The following is a 19,378-nucleotide window of genomic DNA, read 5'->3' on the forward strand; positions in this document are numbered from 1 at the left end:
AACTCACCTAAAGCTCAACCACAAGGCTCATACCCATTCGTAATGTCTCGTCGGTATCAATAGGGCGAGCTTCTACTTCAAACGTGCGTAAATCAAAACCTTGAGCGGCATCTGTTGAACGCCAAGTGGCAAAATCACCCATTACAGCAATATGAGTCACTGCAAAGGTCACCGATTTGTCTAGTGCTGGAAGGTAAGCCTCAAACTGAGTGCCTTTCTTGAAGTGTTTCAACATGTCTTCGCGAACATTGAGCAAAGCCCACGCATCGTTGGTGTCAATAACAGTAACCACAGGGAATCCTTGTGGTGCGAGCTCACCGCTGCTTAATAGTACTTGAGAAACTTCACCATTAAACCAACTGTGGATCTGCGTGTCTTTTGCATAAGCTTCAACTTCCGCTACTGCGCCGGCTGCCATTCGTGCTTTTTGAGTCGCCGCCACTTTGGTTTCATCGCGAGCACCTTCTTGTGCTAATTGGTACATTTGGAAGGCGGCACTTTCTGTGTATTTCGCCGCTTGCCATTGTGTTTTGGCCTCGTCACGTTTCTGTTCTGCAACGACGCCATCGTTATAGAGGTTATTCACGCGTTGGTAGGTTTTATTCATTAGGTTGGCGGCAGCTTTGGCTTTTAACCATTGATCTTTAGCGGCTTGAATTTGCTGAGTACGAGCGCCATTCTCAGCTTGTTTTGCCAATGCCCCCGCGGCTTTTTGCCCCGCTTTTGCTTGTTCTAGTTTTGCATCAATTTCAGGGCTAAGAAGAGAGAAGATCAATTCGCCTTTTTCTACAGAATCTCCCTTACGTACAAATACTTGGTCTATTCGTCCGGGAACTTTTGAAGAGATAGTGTATTGCTGAGCGTCGATCTGGCCTTGTAATTTAATCGGTTGCGGCTGATATGCTTGGTAAAAACTGTAGCCGACCCAGCCAATAATGCCGATACCAACTAAAGATAGAAGAAGGGGCTTAATAGGTTTCATGGATTATCCTTTTGACTGGCTATCAGTGTCTGCTTTTGTATCGAAATCAGACGAAACGGAAGACGTTAAGTAACTTGAGTAAGCATTCATTTCGCTGGTGAGCGCTAAAAGCTTGTTGAGAGAGATTAGGTATTTGAACTGCGCAGCAGACTGTTGTGTTTTAATGCTCGCAAGGTAGAGTTCAGCATCAACCACTTCTAACGAGTTAGAAAGCCCTTGAGTGAATGCTTTTTTACGAAGTGATAGGTTCTCTTGGGCCAAAGAGAGACTCGAGTTAAGGCCTTGAACCTCTTCAATCGCTTGCTTGGCTTCAAGGTAAGTCTTTTGGACCAATAAAGTGAGATCTTGCTTCGCTTGCGACTTAAGGAACTTAACTTGTGAAACTGCACTATGAGCGGCGGCGACCTTGCCAGTACGGCCAGATGTATCAAGCAGCGGTATATTGACACCGATACCAACCAACCAATCGGGTTTCATTTGGCTGGCTAAAGAGTCATCTTCATAGAGGCTGTAATCACCGTAAAGGTACACCTCTGGGTAGTATTTTCCTTTCTCGGCTTTAATTAAGCTGCTGGCTTGTTTCTCTTTTGCATCAAGGATCTTAAGGCCGGGGTAGGTCATGAGGGTTTGATCAATGAACACATCCATATCGGGTAGGTTCTTGTTGATAAACAAATGTTCAGCAGGCTCAACACGTTGGCTTTGACCAAGTATTTGGGTCAAAGCGAGTTGAGCAATTTTAAGGTCATTCTCCGCTTTCCTGCGTTCGACAATGGCTTTATCGAGGGATGCTTCGGCTTGCAGGCGTTCTACTCGTGCGATTTGACCTTGTTGTTCAAGCTTGATGGCAAAATCACGGTGCTGAGTTAAGCCTGTTTCAACCGCTTGACGTGTTTTCACGACGTCTTCCGCTAAAATCACGGAGAAGTAATATTTACTTAAGTCTTCGTAGCGAGCTTGCTTCTCCATCAGAAATTGGCTTTGCGCTTCTTCGCTTTTACCTTCTGCGGCATTTTGCGCAGCGCTAATGCGACCACCAGTAAAGATAGGCCACACCGCGCGAATGGAAGAGCTAAAGATATCTTGTTCGGTAATGGTCGAGGTCACACCGCCAAGTAAGCCTGCAAATGCTGGTGGTATTGGAAATAGCAGTCCACTCAGGCTGTCACTAAACTGTTCACCATTGATGGTCACATCATCATCAAGGTGCGTGTAGTTTGCCCCTAAAGTGATCGAAGGGAGGTTAAGGCTATTTGTTGATTTCTGAAGGTGTTGATAACGTTCAACATTGGCTTGTTGAGCTGCAAGTGAGTTGTTGTTTTTTTGTAATATTTGCCACGCTTCAGAAAAAGTGATCGGGGCTGCATAGCTTGGCGAACTCATGACGCTGAGAAGCATGCTGGTGAGCGCAAAGTGTCGGAATTTTGGTTTGATCATCTGCATTAAATACCAATTAGAGTATTAACTCTAATGTTAACAGGGCAACAGTCATTTGTCTTGATTAGATTGTCTCACACTTGGAGGAAGTCTCATAACTCGTTAATCAAGTGTAAATAAGAGTGAGTGATGCGGCTTCAAAGACAAATGAAACTTAAAAAGCACGCAGAAGCGTGCTCTATAAGTTCAGTATAGAAATGTTTTACAAAATGAATCAAGAGGCTTACTTAAAGCTAGGACAATGGTGATCGGCGCGCCACACCAATTGTCTTGAACCTTGCATCGTTTGTAATAAATCTCTTCCTGACATTTGTGGAAATGCTAGCAATACCTTGAGATCAAGAGGGGAGGTGCCTTCTCTCTCATAAGCTCTTACGTGAGTAAAAGTCGAGTGTAAGTGGTTGAACAGCATCGTCTTAGTAAGACAAATTCCAAAGTTATCGCGTTTCATTGTCTGGTTTCCTTTTCAACAATGTTGATACGTTATGTTTTTTATCCTGTTTCTATTGGACGTCGCTACTGATCGACATTTATTACCCATCAATATTCTATTATTGGGTACAGCCTTGATCAGGCGGCTCTGAGTTGTCAGCTAGCCTATTTTGTAAATTAGGGATGTGTCATGAGGTTGGATAGTAAACCTGTTTATTCAACATTCGTCGCGGCTAGCGTGCAACTTTTAGGTATCGAAGCGTCCTGTGAGTAAAACTGTGTTGCTTTTTTGTTAATTTAAATTTCTATTTAAAGCGCAGTCTGAAAATCATGACTTCTGGCTTTACAGTAAGAAATTTCTTCATATGCAACCATTATAATTGTATTTATTTTAAACAATCTAAAAACACCTAAAACCTGAGTGATCTAGCTCAATATTTACTCGTTTATTTTGGGTTTTTAAGTTAACTCGTTCTAAAAGTGAACGGTTGATTTGTCTGAACAGCGTATAAGAGTCATCAATTAACCATTTGCTCAATTATTTAGTTGAGTCACAGTCACAAATTCGCGTACCAAGAAAATTCCTGCAGTTAACTTGCTGTTAACATTGTTCGTCTAGCATGAGGGGCGATGGATTCTAATAATGTGCTCCATGTTCTATCTGAAGAAACTCAGTAAATTTCGTAACAGTAAGACGCGATTTGGAGTGGTTGATGACAACCGGTGAATTAGCGGGTTTCATTTTCGGTATCCTTTCTCTCTGTTCACTCCATCGACCAGATGCCATTCTATTTTTATGACGAGGCTTACCAGTGCTTGTTTCGTACCCCCTCTGACTTTTTTAACTTTACAATGGCTATAATTTGTTCGCAGTAAGTTAATATTTAATCGATTGCTTCTACATAGGTTGATGTAAATCAAATAGTCATAGACAATACGGTCCTGAATAGAGGTGATAGTTTTCACCCTCGTTTACCAAACGCATTCTCAAATTTAATAGGCGCTTACTATTGATGTAATAGTTAAGACCTATTATCTATTTTCGTATGTCGCTGATACCTTTGGCGAATACTAAAAACCTTGTTTTTATAGGAAAGATGATGGTAATACCTGAAAACAGCAGCATCGTTATTTTTGGTGCGTCGGGAGATCTAACTTACCGCAAGTTAATTCCTGCTCTATACCACTTGTATGCTAGCAATCAACTACCAGAATCCTTTGCGATTCTTGGAGTGAGCCGTACTGAGTACAGCGATGAGTCTTACCGTGAGAAGCTGAAGAAGTCTCTTCTGGAAATGGAAAAAACTGAACCTGAGACGCTGAATGCATTCATTGAACATCTGCATTACCAAGCGATCAACACTTCAGATGTAGACGACTATGCTCGTTTAGCACAACGTCTAGACAAGCTTGAGCAAGACTACCAATTCGAAAACCATAACACTCTGTTCTACTTGGCAACCCCGCCAAGCCTATACGGTGTGATTCCAGCAAACCTTGCTGCGCATGGCCTCAACGATGAATCGAACGGCTGGCGTCGTCTGATCATCGAGAAGCCATTTGGTTACGACTTAGCATCAGCTCAAGCGTTGGATGAAGAGATCCATCATCACTTCCAAGAACACCAGATCTACCGTATCGACCATTACCTTGGTAAAGAGACGGTTCAAAACCTTCTAGTGCTTCGTTTCTCAAACGCGATGTTTGAACCACTGTGGAACCGTAACTTCATTGATTACGTTGAAATCACAGGTGCTGAGTTCCTTGGCGTTGAAGAGCGTGGCGGATACTACGACGGTTCTGGCGCAGTTCGCGACATGTTCCAAAACCACCTGCTACAAGTGTTAGCAATGGTGGGTATGGAGCCGCCTGCACAAATTAACGCGGATTCTATCCGTGATGAAGTGGTTAAAGTGCTTCAGTGTCTGAAACCATTAGAAGAAGATGATCTACGTAAAGACTTAGTATTAGGTCAGTACACAGCATCAGATGTTCGTGGTCAGCACCTACTCGGTTACCGTGAAGAGCATGGTGTAGCGGATGATTCTCGTACCGAGACTTACATCGGCTTGAAAGCGCACATCAATAACTGGCGTTGGAATGGTGTTCCTTTCTACGTACGTACGGGTAAACGCTTACCAACACGTGTGACTGAAATCGTGATTCACTTTAAGAACACACCACACCCAGTATTTGGTCAAGATGCACCAGAGAACAAGCTGATTATCCGTATCCAACCAGATGAAGGTATTCAGATGAGCTTTGGTTTGAAAGAGCCAGGCGCAGGCTTCAAAGCAAAAGAAGTGAAAATGAACTTCTCTTACTCTGATTTGCCTGAAACTCAGATGCTGACGGCTTATGAGCGTCTTCTTCTTGATGCACTGAACGGTGATGCAACGCTGTTTGCACGTACCGATGCGGTAGAAGCCTGTTGGAAGTACGTTCAACCAATCTTAGACTTCAAGCAAGATCCTCAAGCACTGTTTGGCTATGCTTGTGGTACTTGGGGCCCACAGGAAGCGGATGAACTTCTGCAACGTGATGGCCGCGCATGGCGTTTCCCATGCAAAAACTTAACAGATACGGATTACTGCGAACTATGATCAATCACAAGATCTTTGCAACGCCTGAACTGGTTGTTGAAAACCTAGCAAATGAAATGAAAGCATACAGCGAGCAGGGCAAACCTGTTCACATTTCACTGTCTGGTGGCAGCACGCCAAAAATGCTTTTCAAGCTTTTAGCACAGGCGCCTTACGCCGAAGGTATTCAATGGAATAACCTTCACTTCTGGTGGGGCGACGAACGTTGCGTTGCACCAGACGACGCTGAAAGTAACTTCGGTGAAGCGAATGCATTGTTGTTTACTCAAGTAAACCTTCCTGCTGAAAACATCCACCGCATCCGTGGTGAAGATGAACCAAAAGCAGAAGCAGAGCGTTTCGCAAAAGAGATGGCAGACGTAATCCCAACAGAAAACGGCACGCCTATATTCGATTGGATTCTGCTTGGTGTTGGCGCAGATGGCCACACAGCTTCACTATTCCCGGGTGCAACCAACTACCAAGATGAGAACCTATCGGTATTAGCTTCTCACCCTGAGTCTGGTCAAATCCGTGTTTCTAAAACAGCGAAAGTTTTAGAAGCAGCAAAACGAATCAGCTACCTAGTACTGGGTGCAGGTAAAGTTGAGATCGTTAAAGAAATTCATACAACTCCTGCTTCAGAACTGCCTTACCCGGCAGCGAAAATCCAGTCTCAAACTGGCGAAACAGAGTGGTTCCTAGATTCAAATGCAGCAAGTGCTATCGCATAAGTGCGAATAGCCGCAAGGAGATAAAATAATGAAAGGTGATATCGGTGTAATTGGCCTAGCAGTAATGGGTCAAAACCTTATCCTAAATATGAACGACCACGGCTTCAAAGTTGTGGCTCATAACCGTACTGCTGCTAAAGTAGACGAGTTCCTAGAAGGCCCAGCTAAAGGGACTAACATTGTTGGTGCTTACTCTCTAGAAGAGCTGGTTGAGAAACTAGAAGCGCCACGTAAAGTGATGCTTATGGTTCGTGCTGGTGACGTTGTAGACACGTTCATCGAAAACCTAATCCCGCTTCTAGACGAAGGCGACATCATCATTGATGGAGGTAACACTAACTACCCAGACACTAACCGTCGTGTAGCGCATTGTCGTGAAAAAGGCATCCACTTCATCGGTACTGGTGTATCTGGTGGTGAAGAAGGTGCTCGCTTCGGTCCTTCAATCATGCCAGGCGGCGCGGCTGAAGCTTGGGAAGCGGTTAAGCCAATCTTCCAAGGTATCTCTGCAAAAACTGACGCGGGTGAGCCTTGTTGTGACTGGGTTGGTAACGACGGTGCTGGTCACTTCGTTAAGATGGTACACAACGGTATCGAATACGGTGACATGCAGCTTATCACTGAAGCATACCAGTTCATGAAAGATGGACTAGGTATGTCTGCTGACGAGATGCAAGCCGTATTCGCTGACTGGAACAAGACTGAGCTAGACAGCTACCTAGTTGAAATCACGGCTGACATCCTTGGTTACAAAGATGAAGACGGCGAAGCGCTCGTTGAGAAGATCCTAGACACGGCAGGCCAAAAAGGTACGGGTAAGTGGACGGGTATCAACGCACTAGACCTAGGTATCCCACTGACTCTAATCTCTGAGTCTGTATTCTCTCGTTGCCTGTCTGCTCTTAAAGACCAACGTGTTGAAGCTGAAGCTTTGTTTGAGAAGACAATCACTCCAGTTGAAGGTGACAAGCAAGAGTGGGTTGATGCACTACGTCAAGCTCTACTGGCTTCTAAGATCATCTCTTACGCTCAAGGTTTCATGCTAATGCGTGAAGCGTCGAACGAAAACGGCTGGGACCTAAACTACGGTAACGTAGCGCTAATGTGGCGTGGTGGTTGTATCATCCGCAGCGCATTCCTAGGCAACATCCGTGATGCGTACGAAGCAAACCCAGACATCGCGTTCTTAGGTTCTGACGAGTACTTCAAAAACATCCTACAAGGCAGCCTAGTGGCATGGCGTAAAGTAGCAGCGAAATCTCTAGAGTCTGGTATCCCAATGCCATGTACGATTTCTGCGCTATCTTTCCTAGACGGTTACACAACTGCACGTCTACCCGCGAACCTGCTTCAAGCTCAGCGTGACTACTTCGGTGCTCACACTTACGAGCGTACTGACCGTCCACGTGGTGAATTCTTCCACACAAACTGGACGGGTACAGGCGGCGACACAGCGTCTACTACTTACGACGTGTAATCGTTAGTTAGAATCCATTGAGAGCACATTTGTTCTTTCAGCTATAAACTCGAAAACAAAAGGATGCCGATTGGCATCCTTTTTTGTTAGCTCTGCAAGAGAGTGATGTAAATCAAATTTAATACAACCCGTTACGCAAATGCAGCTTGTGGACTTTGTACATCTCGGTACTGCTCTCGTATCGACATGAAGTCATCTAGGTTTTGTTTTAACGCCTCGACACATTCTGGGTCGAACATCGAACCGTTGTGCGTTTCAATGTATCTCATCACCTCATCAGGTGACCAGGCTCGTTTGTACACTCGCTTACTGATTAGAGCATCGAACACATCAGCCAGCGTTACGATTCGTGCTTCTAGCGGTATTTCAGTTTTGCTTAAACCATCGGGCAGCCCTTTACCATCAAAACGTTCGTGGTGATGACGCACGATATTCTTAATGAATTGTGCTTCCTCACAACACAGTGAGTTGTCGTGAAATAGGGAGAGTACATCGTTGATCATCTCTTCACCATATAAAGTGTGATTGTTCATGATGGCTCGCTCTTCTGCAGTGAAGCGACCTGTGCTGAACAAAATCTTGTCTGGAATTCGGTACTTTCCTATGTCATGAAAAGGTGCGTATAAGCGAATCCGATGGATGAATTGAGGGGAGATTTCATTGTTGCTGTGAGACATCGTCCGGGCCAGTTGCTCGCTGTATTTACCCATACGAATCAAGTGCTCTTTGGTTTCAGGGTCACGTGCATGACCAATGTTCAGCGCTATGGTTAATGAACATTGAAAGTGACGCTGTCGTTCGATTAATTGAATAAATAGGGTTGAAACCAGCTGAGCTAAGTAAGCAATATCACATAAAACCAATTGATTAGAAAAGAATTCGGTAGACGATGCATTGATAAAAACAAACCCAAAATTCTTATTTTGGTAGTGGATAGGTGCTGTATAACTGCTCTTGTGACCAAGTTCCAACAAGCCCAATATTGGTTTTGTTGGTGGTAGTGAATTAAGGTCATTCACAATTCGATTTTCTAAAGATTCTGCGATTCGAGATAACGAGCATGTAGCTTTAAGAGTTTGTTCTGTATAGGTATTTTTTATTTTATCGGAAAGGGTATCCGCAACGAAATAATTTGAAACTTTACTCTCATGGCAGAGTACGACCGAAAGTCGAGATAGGCTGGGGTGATACTCACAAGCGAGTCGGAAAAGATCATCTACGATGTCAATAATGTCTTTATCTTGAGCGGCGACTCTATTGAGTTGAGAATGGTCAAACATCTTGTATCCTTTATTTTTATTATTGTTTGCTCGTGTTATTTTTTTGTGTCGGTATCAATTGAAAAGTAGCATAGCGTACTGATAAAATGGAAATGTCATCACTAGGTAAATAGTTATTTAATAACACAATTATCACTTTTGTGAACGTTACCTTCTTTCGTTGAATAAACTGAAGAATCGACTGGCTAAAAGGGCAAGATTTCATGACCATTTTGCAATTAAATGAAAAGATAAATAGGATAACTCACATGCTTTATGCCATCATAAAGGCATAAATAAGGGCAATGGATGTAATGCCCAAGTGATTGAGCTAGAAATGGTCAGTGATGATGGTGTTCTAGAGTAAATTCAAGGCCTTTAGTTGCCTTGAAAAAGGTAATGTTATGACTGAAGAAGAAAGAATCGAACTGCAACAAAATAACCCGCTACACGGCTTAAAGCTTGAAACCATGATCACTGAATTAGTGGATCATTATGGTTGGGAAATTTTAGATGCGGCAATGCGTATGAACTGCTTTAACACTAAACCTACAGTGGCCAGTGCAGTTAAATACCTGAAGAAAACCGAATGGGCTCGTGAGAAGGTTGAAAACTTCTACCTTTACCGTTTCAAGCGCATGCCTAAAGCATCGGACATTGAGTACCAGATGCCGCCGCGTTCACGTACATTCCGCCACGGGCTAGAGCCACGTGAGCCAATGGAATTAACGGTTGAGTCTATCCACGCTTCTCAAGCTAAAGCGGCATCTGCATTTAAAGAGCGCCGCGGCGGCAACGGTCGAAACTTTCGTCGTTAAAAAATAATGGTGTCGCATAATTAATACGCCTAATTAGACAAGCGAAAAACACAAAAGGAGCCTATGAGCTCCTTTTTTAATTTGTGCGATTTAAACTGTAAATGGCTAAGCTTCGCGGTTGTTTCTTTGATTCTTCCAAAGATCGGTGAGATAAACGATCGCACTGACCAGTAAGAATAGCGCTGACACAGAAAACAGAGCGGGCATTTTTAGGATCCACGCGAACGTGGCAGCAAGAAAAGCGACAAAGCAAATGAGTCGACTTGATGACATGACATGACCGAGTTTAGTGTTCATAACGCCTCCTAATGAAGTCTCATTTTCGACAGGAGAATTATCCCATCTTTGGCCAAGTAAAGACTAAAAAACAGTCTAAATTGTTATCAAATTTGCTAATTGAAGGACTCGTCTCACACATTTTGGCTTGGCTATTTTATAAGCAATAAAATAGCGAAATTGATATGATAAGGGTGTAGTCTTTTTGCTTTATCTTTCCTGTTGCAAGCCTTGTTACACCGAATGTCTAGTGAACATAAAACCGAGTTGGTATAGAAAAAGTAAGCGGTTAATCTGCCCCAATGATCGTCTGCGACCCTATCGGTCAAATGACTTGTAAACCAGGTGTATCCATATATGACGGATGGTGTGGGACATAGGAATAAGGGCGATAGAACCTGAAGAGTTATTTACTGCTCCCCGCCTTCGCGGGGAGGGTGGGGCTCTTAATCTACGTTTTTCACATCAATGCTTGGTGTGTATTCATGCATTGAGTCAAACTGTAGGTATTGATATAGGTCGTTGCTGAGTGACTCTTTAGTAAACTCAAAGTACTCTTCCACGGTTGGGAAGCGGCCCATAATTGATACCACGGTCGCTAACTCTGCCGATGCAAGGTATACATTTGCACCTTGACCAAGGCGGTTAGGGAAGTTTCGGGTTGAAGTCGATACTGCGGTGCAGCCAGTTGCAACACGTGCTTGGTTACCCATGCATAGTGAGCAGCCAGGGATTTCAATCTGTGCCCCTGCGCGAGCATAGCTTGATTTTATACCTTCTTCAGTTAGCTTACGGTCGTCCATTTTGGTTGGTGGAGCAAGCCATAATTTTGCTTTAGTTCGCTCGCTGGCAAATTTATCTAAGATAGCCGAGCTGGCGCGGAAGTGACCGATATTGGTCATGCACGAGCCGATAAAGGCTTCATCTACGTCGGTACCCGCAACATCGCTTAGTCGTGCGGCTTTGTCGGGGTCGTTTGGACAACATACTACTGGTTCAGTTATTTCGGCTAAATCGATTTCAATAACTTCAGCATATTGTGCGTCTGCATCCGCTTGTAGTAGAGATGGTTTTGCTAACCATGCTTGAATGTCTTGTACACGTCCCGCCAGCGTTTCCGCATGACCATAGCCTTCACGGATCATCCACTCCAGCATTGCCACATTAGATTTCGCGTGAGTGATTACCTTCTCGATGTTTAGCTTGATAGTACAAGCTGCGGCTGAACGCTCGGCACTGGCATCGGTTAGTTCAAAGGCTTGGTCAACGGTTAGGTGATCCAATCCTTCAATTTCAATGATGCGGCCATTAAATACGTTTTTCTTGTTTGACGAATCGGTATTGAGTAGGCCAAGTTCAATGGCTTTTAGTGGAATCGAATGCACAAGATCGCGCAGTGTAATACCTGGCTGCATTTTACCTTTAAAGCGTACTAATACTGATTCAGGCATAGTCAAAGGCATAGTGCCGGTTGCTGCCGCGTAGGCGACAAGACCAGAGCCTGCTGGGAACGAAATGCCTACTGGGAATCGAGTATGAGAGTCGCCACCTGTACCAACGGTATCCGGTACTAACATACGGTTTAACCAAGAGTGAATTACACCGTCGCCCGGACGAAGTGCTACGCCGCGGCGGCTTTCAAAAAACTCCGGCAGGTTTTGGTGTAGTGCGACATCCACAGGTTTTGGATATGCAGCGGTATGACAGAAGGACTGCATAACTAGCGGTGCAGAGAATGACAGACATGCCAGATCTTTTATCTCATCGCGAGTCATACCACCTGTAGTATCTTGCGAGCCTACCGTTGTGGTTTTGGGTTCACAGAATTGGTCAGGAAGAACGCCTTCAACACCACATGCTTTCCCTACCATTTTTTGCGCTAGGGTATAGCCATGGTTAGGTGCTGTCGCTGTTTCATCAAGGAAGATCTCTAATTGAGGTTTACCCAAATATTCACGCGCGGTCTGAGTAAGACGGCGTCCGATAAGGTAAGGAATTCGGCCGCCCGCCCGAACCTCGTTTAGCAGGCCATACTTAAGGGTGAACTCAGAAATTACCTGATTAGCGGCGTTTTCTATCTTGCCTACATGGGGGTGAATTATGATGGTTTCACCGTGTTGAATCTTGCTTACGTCACACTGAATCGGTAGTGCGCCAGAGTCTTCTAGGGTTGCGAAGAAAATCGGAGCAATGTTGTTAGCGAGAACTACGCCCCCGGTGCGCTTGTTCGGAACAAATGGAATGTCTTCACCGAAGTGCCAGATAAGCGAGTTTGCTGCTGATTTACGGCTAGAACCTGTACCTACAACATCACCGACAAAAGCAATCGGTCGTGGTTGGGATTTAGCTTGATTGATTTGTGTAATGCAACCAACTACACCATCTTCATCAGGGTGAATCCCCTTGCGCGCATTCTTGTACATAGCTTGAGCATGCAATGGGATGTCTGGTCGGGTAAAGGCATCTTGAGCCGGTGACAAGTCATCGGTATTGGTTTCTCCATCAACTCTAAATACGCTCATTTCGATGGTATCGGCTATCGCTGGACGCGCTTGAAACCATTCTGCCTCAGCCCAAGACTCAATGACTTGTTGTGCCAATATATTGCCCATGCTGGCAAGCTTAGCAACCTTGGTAAACTCGTCATAGATCATTACTATGTGCTTAAGCGCCTTAGCAGCAAAGTTTGCGATTGCGTCAAGCTCTAGAGCTTGAATAAGGTAGCCAACATTGTAACCACCTTGCATGGTGCCGAGCAGTTTTATTGCTTTTTCTGAGGTTAGAAGAGGGCTGTTGCTCTCTCCAGTCGCGAACTTCCACAGATATTCCGCTTTGACGCGAGCTGCGTCATCAACACCACATGGGGTCATATGGGTAATGAGTTCAAGCAAGTGTTTGTCTTGTTGCTTAGTATTACCTTGCGCTAAAGCTTGCAAGAAATGTTCAACTTCAGAAACGGTCAAGCTAGGGGCTGCCACTCCAAGCGCTTTACGCTGTGCGATTTTTTCTAAATATCCTTGATACATGGATAACCTCAAATAATATAAAACTGTGGATTAGCTAAATAGCGATAGAACTAGGTGTAGACCTTCACCAAGAATTGAGAAGTCTGTAGTTGAGTAAGTCGTTGGAGCGGTAACACCTGCATCATGAATAGGCTGGAATACGATGCCAGAGCCGATGATAGAGATGAAACCACATGCCAATGAGCCCAAGACACAACCGCGTACACCACCGGTAGCGTTACCGATAATGCCTGCACCACCACCACTTGCGAAAGTGAAGAGTAGTGAAGGAACAATCACTGGTAGACCAAATAGAGGCAAAGAAACCATCGCCACGAATCCTGCCATGGTGCAGCAGATAAAGCCTACAAATACCGCGTTCTTCGAGTATGGGAATAAGCTGTAGATTTCAACAGCAGGAACCCCATTCTTGATTAGCTTGTCTGAAATCCCTTTAAATGCAGGGATTAACTCTTCAACGAACATATGTACACCTTTGGTTAGCGTGAATACACCACCTGCGAAGTAACCCGACTGCTTTAGAAGGAAAAGAAATACGTTCTCGTGACCGTGTTTAGCGCTAGCGTTGGCGAGGATCTGTACGTTGTCAAAACCTGCTACCGCACTCGATATAAGGAAGAACGCTAGCATTACGATGAAGTTTGACGTGTTTTTGTCTGCTAGGAAGCCGATAGCGGTTGGCATTGTCATCTGCTCGATATCATTTTCCTTGTTACCAAATTTGTCGCCAAGAAAGCCCGCAAGCATATAGCTGGTTGAGCCAAATTGACCGATTGAGAAGTCACCATTGGCACGAAGTGGATCACAATCTTTGATTTTGCGACAGTAGCCAACCAATAGAGATGGACTGATAACACACCATGCCCCGGTAATTACTGCACCGATTATCGCAGATTGAGTAATACTAAAGCCGTGTAATATTGAAATAAGCGCAAGACAAGAGACCATAAAGAATACGTGGTGACCGGAAAGTACAACGTATTTCAATGGGGTAAGGCGTGCAAAAACTAGGTTTAATGCCATTGCACCGATAAGACCAAAGGCGATGGCTGAGCCGAATTCACGACCAAGTTGTACAATCGCTTCAACGATGATGACTTCGTTGTTTGGTACGATACCTTCCACATGGAAAGCCATCATGAAGATCTTAGAGAACTCTTTTAAAGAAGGAGAGATCATCAATTTTGCCGCGGCAAATAACAGGATGAAACCGATGAAGGTTTTGGTTACCGAAACGATAGTATCGTTGGCACTTTTCCCCTGAATTAGGCAGCCAACCAGTGTGAATAAAGATACGAGGATAGAGGCATCTTTAAGTAGTTCAATTATTGTATCGAGCATGTTTCTGTCCGTTTGATTAAAGTTGGGTTAATTTAATCCCTGTATCAAAGTTAAAGTTTGATTAGAGTAGGGTATATACCAGCCTTTAATGTTGATAATGAATTTTATGAATTTAATCCGCTTTTTGGTTATTACATGATTGAAAAAAAAGCCGGCTCTCACCGGCAAAGAGGGAAAATTCAAAAAAGGGTAAAAAGTTAAACGACTTGTTGTGTGTATGAAATGACGAAATCATCATTAACAAGTGCATTTGATTTAATCTTGTCGCTAATAATATCTACAGATGTTTGTTTGCTATTAATTAGAGCGATAGAGATTTCATCATTTGGTTCGATGAAGTTCGTTTCGCCCCAAGTGGTATAGTTTGGGGCGCCGCAGAATACGACGATTTCTTCCGGGTAACCGGCAGCTTCAAGTTGAGGAAGGATTTCACGAAGAATACCTTCTGATTGCTGGTTGTTTACTGTCTCTGTTAGCCAATCGCACATCTCTGTGTAAAAGATTTTTAGCTCAGATGGATCCGCAATTGGGGTGTAATCTAGATACTCCCCGTCACGCTTGATGATAGAGATAAGCTTGTACTCAGCGGTGAATTTTTCGAGCTTGCTGATCTGCCACCAGTGTGTTGCTAAGCCTTTAGATGCCTCTCCCCACGTCTTACGCTCGGCAATCTTCTGTGCGCCTTCAAGCTTACGAATGGTCATGTCGTTACCCACAGTTATAGCGTTTGGTGTGAACTTGGCAACTTTGTTATCTGCATACTCAACCTCGAATTTTACTACGAATTCTGGCTCAGCTTGGATGTTAGTACCGTGTGGTGGGAAGGCGATTTTCTCACCAGTAGAAATAGTGCGCTCGGTTAGGCCGTTAACAACAAACACACCATTTGGAAGGTTTGATTCGGCTACTTTTTCAGCACCAGAAAGGTGTCCTGAAAAGTTGCCAATAATACCTAAGCTAAAACATTTCATAATTATATCCTAAACATTGGAGTTTATATTTTTAATATTAAATGGTAATTAATATTTAAATCTTATTAGTTGAAAATACTTTCCATTATAGAAATTAACCAGATTGCAGATAAACAATCGGCACTTCCACCTGGGGATAAGTTTTTTTCTACGAATTTAATATCAAGCTGATGCAGTTGATTATTAAGCTGACTAGAATCTAAATTTGATTCTAAAATAATTGTTGCTTGCGCTTTTGCATAATTAAGTCCAGTTAATCCACCTCGCTTAATTAGACAGCTATCATCATTAATACTGATGCAGCTCAGCAGTGCCATTTTTAAGGCGTGCTGTTTGGTATGGCCATCTCGTTTGGCTCGTTTATAGGTATTTAGGCCCTGCATTAAAGTCGGGAAGCCAGCTTCAGCTTCACCTCGAATACCGGTAACACCATGCTGGGTAAACGCCTGCTCACCAGCTGTTTTACTCTTGGTGTTATTGAGCTCTCCGGTTAGCCCTTTACACATTTTGTGTACTGTGTTTTGTAGGTGTAGCGGAGAAATCTTGATGTCTTGTACTGTCATAAACCCAAGGGCGGCGCACAATACGCCAAGGATAAATATTGCACCTTTATGGGTGTTCACTTGTTTAGTCGCTTGCAGCATGTGTTGCTCTGCCTGAACGCCAATTGGGCGCAGGGATGCGAGTAACTGAGTTAAATCATCTCCAGTAAAGGAGAGACCGAGCTGCGCAAACTCCACCATAAAAGGTTTTAATGTCATTGCACTGACACGGAAGGTCTCAATATTCATATCACAGTGCGAACCTACAGACAGTGCGGTGACTAGCCCAGGCTTGGGATGCAGATTTGCTTCAACCAATAACGCTTGGCTTGCCAACTCACCAATAATACTGGCGAGTGGGTGTGAGTTTTGCTTGCGAGGCTGATGGTTATTCATTTGAACATCTCCAGCACTGCACTTCGCAGCTGTAATGGAGTGTGGGCTTGACTGCGAGCACAGGCCTTAGCTGAGTTGTCACATACGATGCATTTTCTTCGATCAAAGCCAAGTTTGGTGCGAGATAGCGGTTTGCCATCTTCGGCTATAACATCAATATCCATAAGGCGACCTAACGGCAGTGAATTTTCTAAGTTAACCATAGCCTGCTTAATATCATCACTGCTGTGATGGTTAAGCCCGACTAAGTAGTGGAAGCCAGCCTTATGGTGGAATTGTTGTTTCTTGATGATGTTTAAGGGAGTGCTGTTACACCAATTATCGATAGCCAAACAGCCTTGTAGGAACACTCGTGATGTCGCTTCATTAACCTTCACATTTCCCATCATGTTGACGGTAAAACTGATTAGTTGTGGAGCTTTCAGTTGTTGCCAAGCACGCTGGATAGCGAAGATGCGATCACGAAATTCCATTATATCTTTGGCGGTAATAGGCACTCCCTCAAACATTATTTTGCTACCTGTTTGATCTGGTCTAGCAAAGAACCATCACGGTAACGCACATTGGCTACGATTTTATCGGCGTATGCAATCGGTGCAGATGTGCCGACCAGAAGCTCCGCTCGTTGTTGAAGTTCTTCAATAGCAAAGGTTTGAATCCCTTGTGCTTCAAGGCGAGCTTTGACTTCTTCACGAGCAGGATTAACAGCAACACCGTGGTCAGTAACGAGCACATCGATTGATTCACCAGGAGTAACAGTGTTGAGTACGCGTTTAACCAATGTTGGGATGCGACCTCGAACTAGTGGGGCAACCACAACCGTCAATTTTGCACCTGCAGCGGCATCACAGTGACCACCTGAAGCTCCGCGAATTACCCCATCAGAACCGGTGATAACATTAACGTTAAAGTCAGTATCGATCTCTAGTGCAGATAGGATAACAACGTCAAGCTGGTCAACCGTAGCGCCTTTACTTGAAGGATTCGCGTATTGGTTAGCACTGATTTCAATATGGTTTGGGTTACGACCTAAGCTGTCTGCGGCGTGAGCATCAAAAGATTGCACATCCATAAGCTTCTTGATTAAACCTTTCTCATGAAGATCGACCATCGTTGCTGTAATGCCACCTAGACCAAAAGAGGCGGTGATGTCATTACGCACCATTTTCGATTCAAGGAAGCGAGTTACTGCTAAAGAAGCACCGCCAGACCCGGTTTGGATACTAAATCCATCTTCAAAGTAACCAGAGTGTTCAATCACATCAGCCGCTTTACGAGCAATAAGCAGTTCTCGCGGGTTAGTCGTCATACGGGTTGCACCACCACCAATCTTCGATGGGTCACCAACACGCTCTACAACGACTACGCTATCGACTTGGTCTTGGGTAAGCGAAGCTGGTGAGTGCGGGTAATCCATCAGCTGTTCGGTTAATACAACAACGTGCTTCGCATATTGGGCATCTACCATGGCATAGCCAAGAGAGCCACAACGAGATTTGCCAACCATAGCGTTTGCATTACCAAAGCTGTCTGCTGATGGTGTACCAAGGAAAGCCACATCGATGCTTAGTTCACCAGTTTGGACCAAGTGAACACGGCCACCGTGTGAGTGTATTTCAACCGGCGTTTCCATGATGCCAGCGCTGATTTCATCAGCAAGTCGACCACGAATACCTGAAGTAAAGATCTTAGAGATAACGCCAGAACGCACATGTTCAACCAAAGGTGCGTGGCAATCGGTCAATGAGCTTGATGCCAGAGTCAGGTGTTTGAAACCCATGCTCGCTATGGTAGCGAGTACGTCATTGATGAGTACATCACCAGCACGAAATGCGTGGTGAAAAGAGATAGTATCTCCATCTTTTAGGCCCGATGCTACGATCGCATCTTTGAGATCAGAGCGAAGCTTTCTATTTTGTTTGATAGATTCCATGATTATTCCTCTCTGATACCAGATTTAGCTCGTTCAAGTACTAGGCGAGCTCGTTCGATGATAGGGGCATCGACCATTTTTCCGTTGAGAGATGCCACACCGAGGCCTTTAGCTTCTGCATCCGCAGCGGCTTGAATTACCGCATTTGCGTGTTTTACTTCAGCTGATGTTGGCGCGTATAGGTTGTGTAAAAGCTCAATCTGACGCGGGTTAACCAAAGATTTACCATCAAAGCCAAGTTGCTTGATGTGCTCTGCTTCTTTTAGGAATCCTTCGGTGTTGTTAGCATCAGAGTAAACGGTATCGAAGCACTGAATACCGGCCGCACGAGCTGCTTGTAGGATAGAGCAGCGAGCAAATAGAAGTTCTGTCCCCTCTGGTGTACGGTTGGTTTTGATGTCGCGAACATAGTCTTCTGCACCAAGGGCGATACCGATTAGGCGTTTTGATGCAAAAGCGATCTCTTTGGCGTTGGTGATCCCCATTGCAGATTCGATAGCAGCTAGCATCTTAGTCGAACCAACTTCGCGCCCAGATGCTTGTTCTGCTTCTGCAATTGCTTGTTCCATATCGATAACATCTTGTGCGGAATCGGTTTTGGCTAGGCGAACCACGTCAACACCAGCAGTCACTACTGCGTTTACGTCAGCACGGCCCCATTTTGAGTCCAGCGCGTTGACACGAACTACGGTCTCAATATCTTGATAAAGAGGATGGCGCAGTGCGTTGAAAAGGATCAGACGAGCGGTATCTTTCTCACGAAGAGAGACGCTGTCTTCAAGGTCAAACATGATGGCATCAGCATCATAGATAAAGGTGTTGGACACCATGGCTGCATTCGACGAAGGAACGAACAGCATTGAACGACGCATCTTCATACGATCTTCTCCCATGGTAGGACTTGTTGTTTCGCACCGCGAAGGGCCGTCGCTTGTACGCGAGCAGTGATAATACAGTCTAGCGCTCCAGAATCAGTGATACGCCACTGACCGTTGGTCACGTTAAGTTTGTTCAATTCACCACGAACGTGTTGTTCAATTGCATCTCGAAATTGTATTGCTGAAGAGCTAACCCATAGTGAAAATTCTTCACTTGGTTCAACTTCAACAAACAAGTCTGAGCTTTCTAGGGTGCCAGCAACCGCTGACTCACATATTTTCATTTCAGCCTCG

General features: G+C 44.5%; 17 protein-coding genes. 4 read left to right on the top strand and 13 right to left on the bottom strand.

The genetic code is table 11. The features are described from left to right. Positions 1-7: 7 nt before the first annotated feature. From OCU36_RS06300 to OCU36_RS06310, 3 genes are all read right to left on the bottom strand, one after another. Positions 8-982, bottom strand: coding sequence for an HlyD family secretion protein (locus tag OCU36_RS06300; protein ID WP_261839539.1), 975 nt, complete (start codon positions 980-982; stop codon positions 8-10). A 3-nt stretch (positions 983-985) separates the two neighbouring features. Beyond that, positions 986-2,425: a TolC family protein gene (locus OCU36_RS06305; RefSeq protein WP_261839540.1), complete on the bottom strand. Its 1,440-nt coding sequence runs from the start codon at positions 2,423-2,425 to the stop codon at positions 986-988. A 217-nt stretch (positions 2,426-2,642) separates the two neighbouring features. Next, positions 2,643-2,870 (bottom strand): hypothetical protein, encoded by a 228-nt coding sequence (locus OCU36_RS06310; protein ID WP_261839541.1) that lies wholly within the window; start codon positions 2,868-2,870, stop codon positions 2,643-2,645. 1,081 nt (positions 2,871-3,951) lie between these two features. Between OCU36_RS06310 and zwf the strand changes: the two genes are divergently transcribed. Genes zwf through gnd form a run of 3 tightly spaced genes read left to right on the top strand, consistent with a single transcriptional unit; the run spans position 3,952 to position 7,644 of the window. Beyond that, positions 3,952-5,454: a glucose-6-phosphate dehydrogenase gene (zwf, locus tag OCU36_RS06315; protein WP_261839698.1), complete on the top strand. Its 1,503-nt coding sequence runs from the start codon at positions 3,952-3,954 to the stop codon at positions 5,452-5,454. Continuing rightward, positions 5,451-6,167, top strand: coding sequence for a 6-phosphogluconolactonase (gene pgl, locus OCU36_RS06320; protein ID WP_261839542.1), 717 nt, complete (start codon positions 5,451-5,453; stop codon positions 6,165-6,167). Before zwf ends, pgl begins: the two co-directional genes overlap by 4 nt. Positions 6,168-6,195: 28 nt before the next feature. Continuing rightward, positions 6,196-7,644: a decarboxylating NADP(+)-dependent phosphogluconate dehydrogenase gene (gene gnd / locus OCU36_RS06325; RefSeq protein ID WP_017059712.1), complete on the top strand. Its 1,449-nt coding sequence runs from the start codon at positions 6,196-6,198 to the stop codon at positions 7,642-7,644. A 131-nt stretch (positions 7,645-7,775) separates the two neighbouring features. Here the strand turns inward: gnd and OCU36_RS06330 are convergent, their stop codons facing one another. Beyond that, positions 7,776-8,924, bottom strand: a complete 1,149-nt coding sequence (locus OCU36_RS06330; RefSeq protein WP_261839543.1) for an HD-GYP domain-containing protein — start codon at positions 8,922-8,924, stop codon at positions 7,776-7,778. A 383-nt stretch (positions 8,925-9,307) separates the two neighbouring features. Here OCU36_RS06330 and OCU36_RS06335 point away from each other — a divergent pair, with 383 nt between their 5' ends. Beyond that, entirely contained in the window at positions 9,308-9,721 is a 414-nt protein-coding gene (locus tag OCU36_RS06335; RefSeq protein ID WP_010438513.1) for a VF530 family protein, read from the top strand. 105 nt (positions 9,722-9,826) lie between these two features. Here the strand turns inward: OCU36_RS06335 and OCU36_RS06340 are convergent, their stop codons facing one another. From OCU36_RS06340 to citD, 9 genes are all read right to left on the bottom strand, one after another. Continuing rightward, positions 9,827-10,018, bottom strand: coding sequence for a hypothetical protein (locus tag OCU36_RS06340; protein WP_261839544.1), 192 nt, complete (start codon positions 10,016-10,018; stop codon positions 9,827-9,829). Positions 10,019-10,443: 425 nt separating this feature from the next. Beyond that, the gene (locus tag OCU36_RS06345) at positions 10,444-13,023 is read right to left on the bottom strand and encodes a bifunctional aconitate hydratase 2/2-methylisocitrate dehydratase (protein WP_261839545.1); all 2,580 of its coding nucleotides are present in this window, start codon (positions 13,021-13,023) and stop codon (positions 10,444-10,446) included. 30 nt (positions 13,024-13,053) lie between these two features. Beyond that, positions 13,054-14,364 (bottom strand): PTS transporter subunit IIC, encoded by a 1,311-nt coding sequence (locus OCU36_RS06350; RefSeq protein ID WP_261839546.1) that lies wholly within the window; start codon positions 14,362-14,364, stop codon positions 13,054-13,056. 197 nt (positions 14,365-14,561) lie between these two features. Continuing rightward, positions 14,562-15,335, bottom strand: a complete 774-nt coding sequence (locus OCU36_RS06355; protein WP_261839547.1) for a DUF5718 family protein — start codon at positions 15,333-15,335, stop codon at positions 14,562-14,564. Positions 15,336-15,400: 65 nt separating this feature from the next. After that, positions 15,401-16,273, bottom strand: coding sequence for a triphosphoribosyl-dephospho-CoA synthase CitG (gene citG / locus OCU36_RS06360; protein ID WP_261839548.1), 873 nt, complete (start codon positions 16,271-16,273; stop codon positions 15,401-15,403). After that, positions 16,270-16,782, bottom strand: coding sequence for a citrate lyase holo-[acyl-carrier protein] synthase (gene citX / locus OCU36_RS06365; RefSeq protein ID WP_261839549.1), 513 nt, complete (start codon positions 16,780-16,782; stop codon positions 16,270-16,272). The genes citG and citX overlap by 4 nt, the downstream gene beginning before the upstream one ends. Next, positions 16,782-18,206 (bottom strand): citrate lyase subunit alpha, encoded by a 1,425-nt coding sequence (gene citF / locus OCU36_RS06370; RefSeq protein WP_261839550.1) that lies wholly within the window; start codon positions 18,204-18,206, stop codon positions 16,782-16,784. The genes citX and citF overlap by 1 nt, the downstream gene beginning before the upstream one ends. A gap of 2 nt (positions 18,207-18,208) precedes the next feature. Then, positions 18,209-19,084, bottom strand: coding sequence for a citrate (pro-3S)-lyase subunit beta (citE, locus tag OCU36_RS06375; protein WP_261839551.1), 876 nt, complete (start codon positions 19,082-19,084; stop codon positions 18,209-18,211). Beyond that, positions 19,081-19,368 carry a citrate lyase acyl carrier protein gene (citD, locus tag OCU36_RS06380; RefSeq protein WP_261839552.1) on the bottom strand — a complete coding sequence of 96 codons (288 nt, stop codon included), beginning with the start codon at positions 19,366-19,368 and terminating at the stop codon, positions 19,081-19,083. The genes citE and citD overlap by 4 nt, the downstream gene beginning before the upstream one ends. Positions 19,369-19,378 lie beyond the last annotated feature (10 nt).

Source organism: Vibrio artabrorum, assembly GCF_024347295.1.
GTDB lineage: Bacteria > Pseudomonadota > Gammaproteobacteria > Enterobacterales > Vibrionaceae > Vibrio > Vibrio artabrorum.